Source organism: Ruegeria sp. CF4 (genome assembly GCF_056537345.1).
Genome location: NZ_JBQFRJ010000010.1, coordinates 34,825 through 48,851, shown reverse-complemented (window position 1 = coordinate 48,851; position 14,027 = coordinate 34,825). Strand labels below are relative to the sequence as shown.

The window sequence follows — 14,027 nt, the reverse complement described above, 5'->3', positions numbered from 1 at the left end:
TTCGGAGGCCACACATGATCGGACTCATCGGAATTGTCGTCATCTTTGTCATGGTATTCGGCGGATACCTGGCCGCAGGTGGCAAAATGACCATCATTCTGAAATCCCTTCCGTTTGAGATGATGATGATCGGCGGTGCCGCAATCGGTGCATTTCTGATCAGCAATGACATGGGCGGTGTCAAACATACGGCCAAGGACATGGCCAAGGTCTTCAAAGGCCCGAAGTGGAAACCCGAAGACTATCGCGACCTGCTTTGTCTGCTGTTTTCCCTGATCCGGATCGCGCGCGCCAACCCGGTCGAGGTTGAGCAGCATATCGAAGAGCCTGAAAATTCGTCTCTGTTCTCGGCCTATCCCAAGATTCAGGCAGACAAGGAAGCCGTGGACCTGATCTGCGACACCATGCGTTCCGCCTCGATGAACTATGACGATCCGCACCAGGTTGAAGAGGTGCTCGAAAAGCGGATGGAAGCCAATTTCCACCACGCCATGCATTCCAGCCATGCGCTGCAGACGGTTGCGGATGGCCTTCCTGCGCTGGGCATCGTGGCGGCGGTTCTGGGGGTGATCAAGACGATGGGGTCGATTGATCAACCACCCGAAGTGTTGGGGAAACTGATCGGCGGTGCTCTTGTTGGCACATTTCTGGGGGTCTTTCTCGCTTACGGTCTGGTCGGGCCATTCGCTGGCAAACTCAAGGCGGTGGTCGAGGAAGACAATCACTTCTACCAGCTGATCAAGGAGGTGTTGGTTGCCAATCTGCACAACCACAATGCCGCGATGTGTATCGAGGTTGGGCGCCAGAACACACCGACCCATAATCGTCCCGGCTTTTCCGAGCTTGAGGACGCGCTGAAAGAGCTTAAGCAGGCCGCCGCATGATGCGCGTTTTGCTCCTGATGTTGCTTGTCTGGGGATCGGACGCGACAGCGCAGGCCTTGCGTGTACGCTCAGGCGAACATGATGGATATACGCGCATCGTCGTTCAGGTGCCTGCCGGAACCGGCTGGAACCTGACTCAGCACACGAATGGGGCGCGGCTGACTGTCGGGATCGATGGCGTGACTTTCGACACCCGTGCTGTTTTTGACCGTCTGTCTGCCAGCAGGTTGCAATCGCTGAGCCAAGCCAAAGCAGGTGGCCCCCTTGATCTGGAGTTCGGCTGCGAATGCGTTGCGAATGCGTTTCTACACCGCGATTCCATGGTGGTGATCGACATTTCTCCGGGGTCAAACGCAACCGCAACGCTACCCGACCTGCCATTGTCAGCGAGAGAGCGGGTCACACCGCCTGCCGAAATCCCCGCAACCGAGCTTGCGCTGCCTCTCCTGCAATTGGACCGGGGACGTTTTGAGGACCAGTTGATATCACGCATCATTCAAGGGGCCGACCGCGAGGTTGTGGACCTCAATCTGGCGGATGTCGGGCGCAGATCGTCTACCGCCTACGGGCCTTTGCGCATGGACCGCGCATTGTCATCAAATCTGAAACTACGTTCGGTTCTGGATGAGATTGAGGGGCTGGAGGCATTGGAAGTGCCACAGCTTGAACCCCGTACGGAATGTATCACCGACAGCGAACTGGGATTCGACAATTGGTCAAATGAAACGCCCTTTGCCGTGCAGGTGGCCGGGCTTCGGGTCGGGCTATTTCAGGAATTCGACCGGGTGGACGAAACACATGCGTTGAAACTGGCGCGTCTTTATACCTATCATGGATTTGGTGCCGAGGCTTTGCAGGCTCTGAATCTGTTGCCCGACAATTCGACCCAGCAAGAACAGCTTTCGGCAATTGCCTTTGTGATGGACGATCTTTCGGTACCATTGCCAAATCCTTTTGCGGGGCAGCAGCAATGCGTTGGGGGGCCAGCGTTTTGGGCCGTGATGACAGAGCGTACGCTTGATCCGGATGCCAACCTGGATGCGATTGAGCAATATTTTGGCCGCCTGCCTCGTCATCTGCGCCGACATCTGGGGGCGAAACTATCTGAAATACTGGTCAATGCAGGCGAGCTGGAAGCCTCGCGTCGGGTATTGCGATCGGTCGCGCGTGTTCTGAACGAAGCTTCGGCAGATGTGGACTTGGCCAAAGCTGAGACAGCCGCTGCTGCAGGGGAGAATATCGTCGCCGAAAAGCTGCTGTCCGATGTCGTGTCGTCCGCCGCCGCAACCGCCGAGGCGCCGCTGGCATTGGCGCGCCTGGTTGAAAAGCGGTGGGCGGATCGGGGCGCAGTCTCTCCGGCCGATCTTGATCTTGCGGCAAGTTATGCGCGGCAATTGCGGAGGTCCGATCTGGGTCCGATGATGGCCCGAGCTCACGTTCTGGCATTGGCTTTGTCGCAGGAATTCGATGCCGCGCTGAATCAAATCAGAGCCGCGCCTGACACATCAGAGTGGCAGCGCGCACAAGATCAGGTGCTGCAGCTTTTGGCGGAACGAGCGGACGACATCACCTTTCTACGACACACGGTCGGAATGCCAGATCAGACGCGAAGCGCAATCTCGGTAGACACCGCTGTTTCGCTTGCAACGCGGTTGGCCGATCTGCGCTTCGCCGCCCCCGCCTATGCACTGGCCGCCCGACCTCAGGATCGGAAGCGGCGATTTGATCGGGCGCAGCTCAGAGCGCGCGCCGCGTTGCTGCAGAACAAGCCGCGTCAAGCTTTGCTGGAAATTGCCGGGGATGAGTCAGATGAGGCGGAACAGTTGCGCGCGCGGGCAATCTCACAAACTGACGATTACGCAGAAGCTGCGCGGTTGCTCCGCGCAATTGGTGACGGAGACGCAGCGGACCGGTACGCCTGGTTGACCGGGGACCCAGATATTGGTGCGGAAACACCCTCGGCCTTCGGAGAAATCCGACAGATCAGCGCGCGATTGACACAAACGGTGGACCGGCAGCCGGACAAACCGCTGGCCGATGCTGCGGGTTTGCTGAAGGACAGCGCAACCGCGAGGGGGCGGATCGCAGAACTGCTCGAACGTGTTCAGGTACAGCGCCAAACCGGTGACGAATAGGTGCAGGCACCTAGACCGGATCTGAAGGGGTTGCCTAGCTGAATGGTCTTGAAGCCGCATGATCAGTCAGAGGGCATTGATCCTGCCTTGGCCGATATCAGGTTCGAACACGACATGGCGCACCTTGGCGAAAGGCGCCAAAGGATCGCGCCACGCAATTTTTGGGATGGTATAAATTTCTTCAGGACGAATGTCCGCGCCTTGGCCATCTAAAGATGCAAGGCGTGTTCTCAATCCGCGGCCAGTTATCCATCACCAGTTCCGATACTGGTTCATCATCTACAATCGACCCCTCGTTTGCCATTCCAGCCTCGATAAGAAGCGCCGGTAACAACCCTTGGAGCGGCAAGATCAAGCGCTGAATCGGCGGATCGCCGCCTCTGCACGCGATACGCGCGATGTCGTGAGCATCTGTGTATTGAAATGAGACGCGCTGATTCTTTGATTACTGTTGAAGCACGGAAAAACGTGCCGAATTGGTCGAAACACGACGGGACAGGTTGGTTTGGAAAGCGGTGAAAATCGCTTGAATCAGCAGAAATCTTGAAAAAGTTCCTAAAATGTTCTATATTTGTTCTGCAGAGATGTCTGACGCGGAACGGAGGTATTCGAGCTATGACCAACGCTGCCCGTCAAAGCTGGTACGACGCGCCCAGCAACGATTATCACATGTTGCCTGTCACTGACCGGCAAATGCGCTATGCCCGTGCGATTGCTGAGCAATCCGCCCTGGAGATCCCGGTTGAAGCGCAACGGGATCGGCGATCGCTGTCGAACTGGATCTCGGCACATAAGCCGCATGATCCATCACCTTTTGCCAACTATCCCACCGGCAAACAGGTCGCCTTTGCCGAACGGATCTCGCGCAGCAAGCGCCGTCCGATCCCGTCAGAGTGCTTTCGCGACAAACAGATGATGTCGCGCTGGATCGATCAGAACAAATAGGGTCGCATCACTTGCCATGATTGCGCGCATAAAGCGCGACTGCTGCGGCGACGAAGAGCCCCAACAGGATGTATCCTGTCACCGCTTCGGCCACAGCCAACCCACGGCAGAGGCCGGTTGGGGACATATCCCCGTAGCCGACCGTGGTGAAGGTGACGTAGGAGAAATACAGAATATCCGCCGGTCCTTCCGCGCCGATGACGCAATTGTCGTTATATCCAAACGCGCCGTACACGGCAGCGAACAGGAACGGGACGACCTGAATGAAGGACACCCCCATCAGGAACAGAAGCCGACGCGGAGATTTCACCTGAGTCATGTAGTACCACGACTGCGAGGCGATCCAGATCAGCAGACCGACGGATGCCACCGTACCGATCGTGTCGCCGGCGGTTGCCTCACTCAGACGCGACAAACCGAACCAGGCAAGAAAACTGGCCAGAACAAGCCCGAGTGCGGCCAGCAGGGTGGATTTCCATTCTTCCAGAGTTCGGGGTTCGTGGATCATTTGCGCTCCGTCAGGCTGGCCTGTGCGTGATCATCCGAATTCCGGCGCGGCCTGCAAGCGTTATTCAGTCTGAGCCCAGATGCTCCGCACCGCGCGCGCGGGCCAGTTGAATCTGTTTCTGGCGCTCTCGGAACCGCATTTTGTCGGCGTCCGAGGTCTCATTGATGCATTGATGACACGAGACGCCATGTTCGTATTCCGGGCGCTTCACGTCTTCGGGCAGGATCGGACGGCGGCAACCATGGCACAGCTTGTGCGGCCCCTCGACCAACCCGTGGCCAACCGACACGCGGTTGTCAAAGACGAAACACTCCCCCTGCCAGGTGCTGTCCTCGGGCGGCATTTCTTCCAGATAACGCAGGATGCCACCTTTCAGGTGGTAGACATCCTCGACGCCCTGACCCAGCAGGTAATTGGTGGATTTCTCACACCGGATGCCTCCGGTACAGAACATCGCAACGCGCTTGTTGTGGAACCGATTCTTGTTCTCTTCCCACCACGCCGGGAAATCGCGGAAACTGGCAGTATTAGGGTCTATTGCACCCTCAAATGTGCCAATCGCCACCTCGTAGTCATTTCGCGTGTCAATCACCACGACATCGTCCGAACGGATCAGCTCGTTCCAGTCCTCAGGTTCAACATAGTTCCCGACGCTGGCACGTGGATCGACGTTGGGCTGGCCCATCGTCACGATCTCTTTCTTCAGACGCACCTTCATCTTGCCAAACGGCGGATGGTCTGAAGTTGCCTCCTTCCAGTCCAGATCGCTGCAACCCGGCAAAGCGCGGATATGCGCCAACACGGCGTCTATCCCGGTACGGGGGCCTGCGATGGTTCCATTGATCCCTTCCTGCGCCAGCAGCAAAGTACCTTTGACGGATTGCGCACGGCAGAGTTCCAGCAGCGCGGGACGCAACGCTTCGGGGTCCGTGAAACGGGTAAAGTGATAGAGGGCAGCGATCGTATACATGGCCGCGATCTAATGCCCCCGGCAAAAACACGCAAGAGAGCGCATTGACGACCCCCTCCCCAAACCATACCGATAGGGCAGCTAAAGGAGGCCCCCATGTCCCACGCCCTGCTCGTCATCGACGTCCAGAATGATTTCTGCCCAGGCGGTGCGTTGGCCGTGCCCGAGGGGGACCAGATCGTCGCTCCGATCAACGTGCTGATGGACGATTTCGACGCGGTGATCCTGACGCAGGACTGGCATCCGGCAAGCCATTCTTCATTCGCCAGCGCACATACGGGCAAAGCGCCTTTTGAAATGACCGAGATGCCTTATGGTCCGCAGGTTCTGTGGCCTGATCACTGTGTTCAGGGTAGCGAAGGCGCGGCATTTCATCCCGATTTGCGCACCGATGGCGATCTGATCATCCGCAAGGGCTTTCGTAGTGCCATCGACAGCTATTCGGCTTTCTTCGAAAATGACCAAACCACTCCGACCGGTTTGAAGGGCTACCTTGAAACACGCGGGATCAGCCAACTGACGCTGGTCGGGCTGGCCACGGATTTCTGCGTGCACTTCTCGGCCGTGGATGCCGCGCGTCTTGGCTTTGACGTCACGGTCCGCACCGATCTTTGCCGCGCCATCGACATGGGCGGGTCACTTGGTGCCGCAGAAGAGGCCATGCGCGCTGCGGGTGTCAAACTCGTCTAGGGTGTTGCCCCACGCTCAGCCAGATATTTCAGGATCACAAACAGGATCACGGCCAAGCCCAACGCAAATCCGATGCGCCCTGGAACCGTACGGCGCGCGGGCGGCTCTGGCGCGGGGCGTGGCGGCTGCAATGGCCGCGGTTGCTCCTCGGGTGGTGCTGTACCCGGCTTCGCAGATCTGACGTGATGCAGAAACTGGTGGAAATCAAACTCACCACTGTATTCACCCTGCACCCCCATATTGCGAATATTCGCGAAGAGCCGTTTCAGAATCCGCTGGCGATCCATAATGTCCTCGGGTGCATAATACCCGCGCGCGGTTTCCCCATCCCGCGTGTCCAGACTGAACCCGGATTCCAGAAAAATCCTACGTATCTTCGGCGATGCGGCTCGCAAGGCGTCCGCAGTCTTCACATCCCGAAACCGCGCTCGTACCGGAGGCCGCCCTGTTACCGATGTGTGACCGTGTTCCGGATCAACTTCGTCCGGTCCAATCGCCACTATGTCAAAATCGTACTCGAGACCCATTCACTAAACTCAACCTTCTATTCCATCCCCACCCCCTCACTAAAGCGTGAAGGATACTCATAATATGCCCGCAATGTGTTTTGTCATGGGCATTGTTACCAATCCGGCGACTCTTGCCATTCGGCGCTCCGATTGATCTAACAACGGAAATCGCAGGAGGTCCCCATGGTCGACATCGCGACGCGGGTCTACAATCATAAATGGAAGATCGACCCAATTGTGCGGTCATTGATCGATACAGACTTCTACAAACTGCTGATGTGTCAGTCAGTGTTTCGCAATAAGCCCCAAACAGACGTGGTTTTTTCGCTGATCAACCGATCGAATCACGTTCCTCTGGCCCGTTTGATCGATGAAGGCGAGCTGCGCGAGCAGCTGGATCACATCCGCTCGCTCCGGCTCAGCCGGGGGGAAAGCACTTGGCTGCGGGGCAATACATTCTATGGCAAACGGCAGATGTTTCGCCCGGATTTCATGGAATGGTTCGAGAATCTGCGCCTGCCACCCTATCACCTGGAGCGTATAGGCGATCAGTATGAGCTGACCTTCGAAGGCAAGTGGCACGAGGTTATGCTGTGGGAAATCCCGGCGCTCGCCGTGCTCATGGAACTGCGCTCGCGCGCGGTTCTGAATGGCATGCGCCGGTTCGAGCTACAGGTCCTTTATGCCCGCGCCATGACACGCGTGTGGGAGAAAATCCAGCAGCTGCGTCAAATCGATGGGCTGGGCATCGCCGACTTCGGAACGCGTCGGCGGCACTCGTTCCTGTGGCAGGACTGGTGCGTGCAGGCGATGATCGAAGGGTTGGGTCCGGCCTTTACCGGCACCTCGAACTGCCTGATCGCCATGCGGCGCGAGGTCGAGGCCATAGGCACCAATGCGCATGAGCTGCCCATGGTCTATTCCGCGCTGGCCGACACTGATGATGAGCTGGCGCAGGCCCCCTATGATGTTCTCAGCGATTGGCATGAAGAGCATGATGGCAATCTGCGCATCATCCTGCCCGACACCTACGGCACACAGGGCTTTCTGGATCGCGCACCCGACTGGCTGGCGGGCTGGACCGGCATTCGCATCGACAGCGGGGATCCCGCGACGGCGGCCAATATCGCCATCAACTGGTGGAAATCACGCGGTGAGGACCCAACAAAGAAACGGATCATCTTCTCGGACGGCCTGGACGTGGACAAAATCCGTGAGCTACACGCGCAGTTCGCCGATCGCACCAATGTTTCTTTCGGCTGGGGCACACTGTTGACCAACGATTTCCGTGGATTGGTGGCGGATGACGCGTTGGCCCCATTCTCGCTGGTGTGCAAAGCGGTATCGGCCAATGGGCGCCCGACCGTGAAACTGTCGGACAACCCGGAAAAGGCCATGGGGCCGGCGGATCAGATCGAACGTTACAAACGTGTGTTTGGCGTCGGTGCCCAAGAGGCGATCGAAGTCATCGTTTAGCCGTGATAGGCGGCGACTGTTTTCAGTTGTGAAAAACCATAGAGCGCCTCGAAACCTTTTTCGCGGCCATGCCCGGATTTGCCGACGCCGCCGAACGGAAGCTCAACTCCGCCTCCGGCACCGTAGTTGTTGATGAAGACCTGCCCCGACTGCAGCCCCCTGGCCAGCCGCATCTGGCGCGCGCCGTCCCTTGTCCAGATACTTGCGACAAGACCGTATTCGGTAGAATTGGCTATGGTTAGAGCCTGTTCTTCGGTGTCAAACGGGATCAGAACCTGCACCGGGCCAAAGATCTCATCCCGAGCAAGCACATGGTCCGGAGGCACATCGGCGAAGAGCGTGGGTTGGACATAGGCTCCGGCCTCGGGTGCGCCATCAACGATCTGTCCCTGACCGGCGATGGTCAGATCCACCCCCTTATCAAGAAAGCCGCTGACAATCTGTTTCTGCCGATCCGAGATCAAGGGTCCGACACGTAAGTCCTGCATCGCGGGGCCAACAGTCAGCTGCCCATACGCCTCAGCCATGCGGGATTTGACCTGCTCATAGACACCACGCTGCACCAGAATGCGGGACGAGGCCGAACAGGTTTGGCCTGCATTCTGAATACCCGCGTTCACCAGAAACGGCAGGGCCGCATCCAGATCAGCGTCATCAAAGACCAGTTGCGGGGATTTTCCACCCAGTTCCAGCGTCACCGGCACCACGTTGCATCCGGCTGCCTGCTGCACCAATGCGCCCGTAGCGACCGACCCGGTGAAGGAGATATGGTTTACCCCTGGATGCCCGGACAATGCCGCACCAGCCTCGGCCCCCAATCCCGGCACGACGTTCAAAGCACCTGCGGTCAATCCGGCCTCAACGGCCAGATGCGCGAAGGCGAGTGCAGTCAGGCAGGCTTCTTCCGCGGGTTTCAGCACGCAGGCATTGCCCATCGCAAGCGCCGCTCCGACCGAGCGGCCAATGATCTGCATCGGGTAATTCCACGGCACAATATGGCCTGTGACTCCATGCGGTTCACGCAGGGTATAGACGGTGTAGCCATCCAGATAGGGGATCGTCTCCCCCATCACCTTGTCCGCCGCCCCACCATAGAATTCGCAATAGCGTGCAAGTGCCACCGCGTCGGCGCGGGCCTGAGTGAGAGGTTTGCCGACATCCATGGCCTCCAACGCCGCCAGATCCTCGACCCGATCCAGCACCAATTGGCCGAGGCGCGTCAGGATGCGACCGCGCTCCAGCGCAGTCATACGACCCCAATCGCCCTGCATCGCGGATCGGGCTGCGGTGACCGCAGCATCGACGTCAGGGGCCGCGCCGCGCGCGATCCGACAAATCTCGCTGCAATCCGAGGGATTGATCAGGGGCAGGGTTTCACCCGAAACCGCCGGGACCCATTGCCCCCCGATCAAGCATAGCGTGGGGTCGAACCATGGCTGTTGACTCATTTTGACCTCCATTTAGTCTCTAACAAGGGCATTTACGCGACTCCCAATCCGATATCGGGCAATTGGGGTGCGGCGGCGATCAGCGTTTTGGTGTAGGCGTGCTGAGGATCCGAGAAGACCTGTTCCGTTTCGCCCTGCTCGACAATCCTGCCGGATTGCATCACCAGAACGCGGTCCGTGATGGTGCGCACGACGCTCAGGTCATGGCTGATAAACAGATAGGTCAGATCATATGCGGCACAGAGCTCGGCCAACAAATCAAGGATCTGCGCGCGTACTGAGACATCAAGGGCCGAGACCGCCTCGTCAAACAGGATCAGCTCAGGCCGGATGATCAGTGCCCGTGCAATGGCGATGCGTTGTCGCTGACCGCCTGAGAATTCGTGAATGTATTTACTGGAGTCATCGGGGCTGAGTCCCACGGCGGTCAGCATTTCGGCAATGCGATCCTGACGTTCGGTCCCAGTAGGTTGCGTGTCTAGCAGGTGAAACGGCTCGGTGATCAGACGTGCGACACGGTGCCTTGGATTGAAACTGCCATAAGGGTCCTGGAACACCACCTGCATCTTTCGACGCACGGCAAGGTTGGGTTTGTGGCCCGCGAAGACAGGCTGCCCATCCAAGTGGATATGACCGGACTGCACCTCCTCAAGGCCTAAGATCGCCCGTGTTAGGGTCGATTTTCCGCATCCGGACTCCCCAACAAGCCCTAACCGCTCCCCTCGGTTAAGAGTAAAGCTGACACTATCCACCGCGCGGTGATGGCGGGGCGTTTCGAACAGACCTTTGCGTGGCAACCGATAGTCCCGAACGACCTGAGCCACCTCAAGCAGCGGCTGAGGGCTTGCGGGTTCAGGCAGATTGATCTGATGGCCCGACGCCTCGAACAACATGCGGGTATAGGGGTGCTGCATGTTGTGCAGCAGGTGTTGGGTCGTACCGCTTTCCACCACTTCTCCGTGGCGCATGACGGTAATCTGGTCCGCCATGTCGGCCACCACGGCCAGATCATGGGTGATCATCAGCAGACCCATATCAAACTCGCGCACCAAGCCTTTCAGCAGGTCAAGGATCCGGGCCTGCGTGGTCACGTCCAGCGCGGTGGTCGGTTCATCCGCGATCAGCAGCCTAGGGCGCATCGCGATGGCCATCGCGATGACCACACGCTGGCGTTGCCCGCCTGACAGCTCATGCGGATAGCGGCTAAGCGGGAAACGCTCGGAGGGCAGGCCCACGCGGGCCAGGACCTTTTCTGCACGGGTTCGGGCCTGGGCCGGGGGCATGGCCTTGTGAATCAAGATCGTCTCCATCACCTGATCCCCGATGGTTTTCACCGGATTGAGTGCTGTCATCGGCTCCTGAAACACCATGCCGATTGCAGCGCCGCGCAGGGCACACATCTCGGACTCGGGTCGGTTCAAGAGATCCTGCCCCTCCAGTTCCAGCTTACCCTCAGCCTCGGCCCCGTTCGGCAGCAATTGCATCACCGCCATCGCGGTCATGGACTTGCCCGAGCCGCTCTCACCCGTGACAGCCACAATCTGGCCGGGATCTATGGACAGGCTGACATCTTTCAGAATCTGCAGTCCGTGGATCGACACCGAGAGGTTATGGATACGCAGCAAACTCATGCCCGGGCCACCCTGATTCTTGGGTCCAGCCAGTCGCGCAGCCCGTCGCCCAGCAGGTTCAGACCCAGCACAGTTACGATGATCGCAAGACCCGGAATCAGAGCCAAATGCGGGGCAAAACTGACCATCGTCTGAGCATCGGCCAGCATGCGCCCCCAGCTGGGCGTGGGGGGTTGCGCGCCCAGACCCACATAGGACAACCCGGCCTCGGCCAGAATGCCAAGGCTGAATTGGATCGTGCCCTGCACGATCAGCAAGTTCGCCACGTTGGGCAGGATATGCTCAACCGATATCCGCGCGGCCCCTTTGCCCGACACGCGGGCGGCGAGGATGAATTCCCGTTCCCACAGTGACAACGCCGCGCCTCGGGTGATGCGGGCAAAAACGGGTATGTTGAAGATACCGATGGCGATGATCGCATTGATCGCGCCGGCCCCGAAGACGGCGGTGATCAGAATGGCGATGACCAGTGAGGGGAAGGCAAAGACCAAGTCGTTGCCGCGCATTATGACCTCATCCAGCCACGAGCCCTTGCGTGCCGCAGCCGTCAGACCCAAAGGCACTCCCAGCGCCATACCGATTCCGACCGCCACCAAGGCCACGGCGATCGAGGTGCGCGCGCCGACCATGATCATCGAGAACATATCGCGCCCGAAATGATCCGTGCCGAACCAATGCCGGGTGCTTGGCGTTTGCAGCTTGTCGGGGATATTCAACGCCGCGTAGTCGTAAGGCGTCCAGACAAACGATATCAGCGCCGCCAATACCACCAGCGACGACAGCGCCGCGCCAAGGATCAGATTGCGGCTCATGTCCTGCTCCTCAGCCTTGGATCCACGGCGGCATAGGCGAGGTCGACAAGGAAATTCACGGTGATCACAGCAAAGACCAGCAGCATGACCACGGATTCCACCACAATCAGATCGCGGGCTGAGATCGCCTGAAACACCAGCCGCCCGAGACCGGGCAGATAGAACACCTGCTCGATGATGATCGAGCCCGCCAGCAGGAAGGAAAACTGCAGCCCGATGATGGTCAGAACCGGGATCAGAGCATTGCGCACCCCGTGCCGCCACAGCGCCTGGCGGCGTGACAGGCCCTTGGCGCGGGCGGTGCGCATGAAATCCTCGCCCAGAATATCCAGAAGCGCCGAGCGCATGACGCGTGCAAGGATCGCCGCCTGCGGCAGGGCCAAGGCAATGGCAGGCAGGGTCAGGGAATGCAGGCCGGTCCAGACCCCGTCCTGCCATCCGGCGAACCCTCCGGCATTGAACCAGCGCAGATTGATGGCAAAGACCAGCACCAGCATCATTGCGAACCAGAAATTTGGCACGGCGATGCCCAACTGGGTCGCCCCCATCACGGCCACATCACCCGGCTTGCCGCGCCGCGCGGCGGCATAGATCCCGGCCGGAAAGGCGATCAGGGTCGAAAGCGTCAGTGCGTAAAGCGCAAGCGGCAACGACACCCAAAGACGATCCCCGATCATCTGCGACACCGGCGTGCGATAGGTGTAGGAGGTGCCGAAATCCCCAACCAGCATGCCGCCGACCCAGTTGAAATACCGCTCGACCTTTGACACGTCGAGGCCCAGTTCAGCCCGCAGCGCGGCCAGCGTATCCTCTTGCGCATTGACGCCCAGCATGAATGACGCCGGATCACCCGGCGCAATCTCGATCACAGAGAAGATGACGACCGAGGCCACGGCCAGACTCAGGATCAGGGAAAGCAGGCGTTTGAGGGCATAACGAAGCATTGGTAACAGGTTAAGTGTCTGAACCGCGCGGGCGCAACAGCTAGTTGTAGGTCTGCCGCTCCATCCGGATCAAGTCGATGGCGCAAGCTGAAAGCTGATTGGCAGGCGCACTGTCGGCCAACCATTCGAGATTGGTTTCAGTCCGGGCAAGTGCCACGCGGCGCAAGGCCATCAGGCGCGCGCGCGGGCTGTCCAGAAACTGATCTTGCGGGATGACCGATTCCAGCGGGCTGTCGATGCGGATGACTTCAAAATACCCTCCGAACAGGGCCAGAAAGGCAAAGGCACAGGCCGGAGCGTCATCACCACAACGTTCAGAGCAGAGCTGCGCGATGGGGCGTGTCGCTTCGGACGTCATCAACCAGTTTTCAACCGCCGGACGCCACGGATTCTTGGGCGACAGATCGCCGTATCCCAGCCCCAGCGCCAGCAGACCCGCCATGCCCAGAGCCGGATCGGAACCCGCATCAACCGGGTCGGGCTGAATATGACGCAGCGCGGCCAGACCATCGCCGCGCGGCTCAGGTTCTATCGACAGATAGGTCAGGTAGGGCTTGAGATCCTGCATTAGACGCGGATTCGCCAGCAGTCCGGCTCGCATCTCGGGGTCTCCATAAAGAGCAACGATGCGCGTGGGATAGTCGGTGGCCTGATGCTCTCCCAGCGCGTTCAGCCGGTCGATCAGGTCCAGGTCGGGGTTTGGGCGCTTGGCCGCCAACAGGGCCTGAGCCAGCGGATTGCCGCCCTCAGCCTCTGCCGTCAGCCAAGAGCGGCCGAATGCGTTCCAATCCTTCTGGCGGAACAATGCGCGCGATTGCGCGGGCTCCAACGACTGCCGGAAAGGCGAAGGCCCAAGATCCGCGGTCTCGATCCGACCAAGCAGCAGACGCGCATCAGCATCGCCGTCCACCGCCAGTTCGGCCAGCATGGGCAACGCCTGCGCATCGTCACCGTCGAGCCACAACGCCACGGCGCGCTCCAGTGATGTATCGGCGCGCGCTGTGGGCACAGTGATCGCCAGCATCGCAATCGCAAGCGTGGCGAAGAGGGAATTGACCATCTATGGGCCTCCTAC

The 14,027-nt window shown here is 59.3% G+C and carries 13 protein-coding genes; 5 read left to right on the top strand and 8 right to left on the bottom strand.

The genetic code is table 11. From position 1 onward, the window contains the following. Nucleotides 1–14 precede the first annotated feature (14 nt). The 3 genes from motA to ACR0NF_RS17325 all read left to right on the top strand — a co-directional run bounded on the left by motA (nucleotide 15) and on the right by ACR0NF_RS17325 (nucleotide 3,964). Nucleotides 15–884, top strand: a complete 870-nt coding sequence (motA, locus tag ACR0NF_RS17335; RefSeq protein ID WP_480659953.1) for a flagellar motor stator protein MotA — start codon at nucleotides 15–17, stop codon at nucleotides 882–884. Then, entirely contained in the window at nucleotides 884–3,019 is a 2,136-nt protein-coding gene (locus ACR0NF_RS17330; protein ID WP_480471552.1) for a hypothetical protein, read from the top strand. Before motA ends, ACR0NF_RS17330 begins: the two co-directional genes overlap by 1 nt. Nucleotides 3,020–3,634: 615 nt before the next feature. Then, entirely contained in the window at nucleotides 3,635–3,964 is a 330-nt protein-coding gene (locus ACR0NF_RS17325; protein ID WP_480471550.1) for a hypothetical protein, read from the top strand. 7 nt (nucleotides 3,965–3,971) lie between these two features. On the opposite strand, the gene ACR0NF_RS17320 is transcribed toward ACR0NF_RS17325, so the two are convergent. Continuing rightward, nucleotides 3,972–4,472: a potassium channel family protein gene (locus ACR0NF_RS17320; RefSeq protein WP_480471549.1), complete on the bottom strand. Its 501-nt coding sequence runs from the start codon at nucleotides 4,470–4,472 to the stop codon at nucleotides 3,972–3,974. Nucleotides 4,473–4,536: 64 nt separating this feature from the next. Further along, nucleotides 4,537–5,442 carry an oxygen-dependent tRNA uridine(34) hydroxylase TrhO gene (trhO, locus tag ACR0NF_RS17315; protein WP_480471548.1) on the bottom strand — a complete coding sequence of 302 codons (906 nt, stop codon included), beginning with the start codon at nucleotides 5,440–5,442 and terminating at the stop codon, nucleotides 4,537–4,539. A gap of 96 nt (nucleotides 5,443–5,538) precedes the next feature. On the opposite strand from trhO, the gene pncA reads away from it, so the two are divergent. Next, nucleotides 5,539–6,132, top strand: coding sequence for a bifunctional nicotinamidase/pyrazinamidase (pncA, locus tag ACR0NF_RS17310; protein WP_480471547.1), 594 nt, complete (start codon nucleotides 5,539–5,541; stop codon nucleotides 6,130–6,132). Here pncA and ACR0NF_RS17305 read toward each other — a convergent pair. Beyond that, nucleotides 6,129–6,659 carry a hypothetical protein gene (locus tag ACR0NF_RS17305; RefSeq protein WP_480471546.1) on the bottom strand — a complete coding sequence of 177 codons (531 nt, stop codon included), beginning with the start codon at nucleotides 6,657–6,659 and terminating at the stop codon, nucleotides 6,129–6,131. The two genes, pncA and ACR0NF_RS17305, sit on opposite strands and share 4 nt — an antisense overlap. Before the next feature lie 165 nt (nucleotides 6,660–6,824). On the opposite strand from ACR0NF_RS17305, the gene pncB reads away from it, so the two are divergent. Further along, entirely contained in the window at nucleotides 6,825–8,117 is a 1,293-nt protein-coding gene (pncB, locus tag ACR0NF_RS17300) for a nicotinate phosphoribosyltransferase (protein ID WP_480471545.1), read from the top strand. Here pncB and ACR0NF_RS17295 read toward each other — a convergent pair. From ACR0NF_RS17295 to ACR0NF_RS17275, 5 genes are read right to left on the bottom strand one after another with little or no spacing between them, the layout of a single operon-like run. Then, the gene (locus ACR0NF_RS17295; RefSeq protein WP_480471544.1) at nucleotides 8,114–9,565 is read right to left on the bottom strand and encodes an aldehyde dehydrogenase family protein; all 1,452 of its coding nucleotides are present in this window, start codon (nucleotides 9,563–9,565) and stop codon (nucleotides 8,114–8,116) included. The genes pncB and ACR0NF_RS17295 overlap by 4 nt on opposite strands. Nucleotides 9,566–9,597: 32 nt before the next feature. Next, complete coding sequence (locus tag ACR0NF_RS17290; RefSeq protein ID WP_480778673.1) at nucleotides 9,598–11,196, bottom strand: ABC transporter ATP-binding protein; 1,599 nt, start codon at nucleotides 11,194–11,196, stop codon at nucleotides 9,598–9,600. Next, nucleotides 11,193–12,008, bottom strand: coding sequence for an ABC transporter permease (locus ACR0NF_RS17285; RefSeq protein ID WP_480471542.1), 816 nt, complete (start codon nucleotides 12,006–12,008; stop codon nucleotides 11,193–11,195). The genes ACR0NF_RS17290 and ACR0NF_RS17285 overlap by 4 nt, the downstream gene beginning before the upstream one ends. Then, nucleotides 12,005–12,952, bottom strand: a complete 948-nt coding sequence (locus ACR0NF_RS17280; RefSeq protein WP_480471541.1) for an ABC transporter permease — start codon at nucleotides 12,950–12,952, stop codon at nucleotides 12,005–12,007. Before ACR0NF_RS17280 ends, ACR0NF_RS17285 begins: the two co-directional genes overlap by 4 nt. A 40-nt stretch (nucleotides 12,953–12,992) precedes the next feature. After that, nucleotides 12,993–14,012: a hypothetical protein gene (locus ACR0NF_RS17275; protein WP_480471540.1), complete on the bottom strand. Its 1,020-nt coding sequence runs from the start codon at nucleotides 14,010–14,012 to the stop codon at nucleotides 12,993–12,995. Nucleotides 14,013–14,027: the final 15 nt, after the last annotated feature.

Bases quoted from the DNA above. Each gene is read 5' to 3' on its own strand.
- motA (WP_480659953.1), top strand. From the start codon at position 15: ATGATCGGACTCATCGGAATTGTCGTCATCTTTGTCATGGTATTCGGC.
- ACR0NF_RS17330 (WP_480471552.1), top strand. From the start codon at position 884: ATGCGCGTTTTGCTCCTGATGTTGCTTGTCTGGGGATCGGACGCGACA.
- ACR0NF_RS17325 (WP_480471550.1), top strand. From the start codon at position 3,635: ATGACCAACGCTGCCCGTCAAAGCTGGTACGACGCGCCCAGCAACGAT.
- ACR0NF_RS17320 (WP_480471549.1), bottom strand. From the start codon at position 4,472: ATGATCCACGAACCCCGAACTCTGGAAGAATGGAAATCCACCCTGCTG.
- trhO (WP_480471548.1), bottom strand. From the start codon at position 5,442: ATGTATACGATCGCTGCCCTCTATCACTTTACCCGTTTCACGGACCCC.
- pncA (WP_480471547.1), top strand. From the start codon at position 5,539: ATGTCCCACGCCCTGCTCGTCATCGACGTCCAGAATGATTTCTGCCCA.
- ACR0NF_RS17305 (WP_480471546.1), bottom strand. From the start codon at position 6,659: ATGGGTCTCGAGTACGATTTTGACATAGTGGCGATTGGACCGGACGAA.
- pncB (WP_480471545.1), top strand. From the start codon at position 6,825: ATGGTCGACATCGCGACGCGGGTCTACAATCATAAATGGAAGATCGAC.
- ACR0NF_RS17295 (WP_480471544.1), bottom strand. From the start codon at position 9,565: ATGAGTCAACAGCCATGGTTCGACCCCACGCTATGCTTGATCGGGGGG.
- ACR0NF_RS17290 (WP_480778673.1), bottom strand. From the start codon at position 11,196: ATGAGTTTGCTGCGTATCCATAACCTCTCGGTGTCGATCCACGGACTG.
- ACR0NF_RS17285 (WP_480471542.1), bottom strand. From the start codon at position 12,008: ATGAGCCGCAATCTGATCCTTGGCGCGGCGCTGTCGTCGCTGGTGGTA.
- ACR0NF_RS17280 (WP_480471541.1), bottom strand. From the start codon at position 12,952: ATGCTTCGTTATGCCCTCAAACGCCTGCTTTCCCTGATCCTGAGTCTG.
- ACR0NF_RS17275 (WP_480471540.1), bottom strand. From the start codon at position 14,012: ATGGTCAATTCCCTCTTCGCCACGCTTGCGATTGCGATGCTGGCGATC.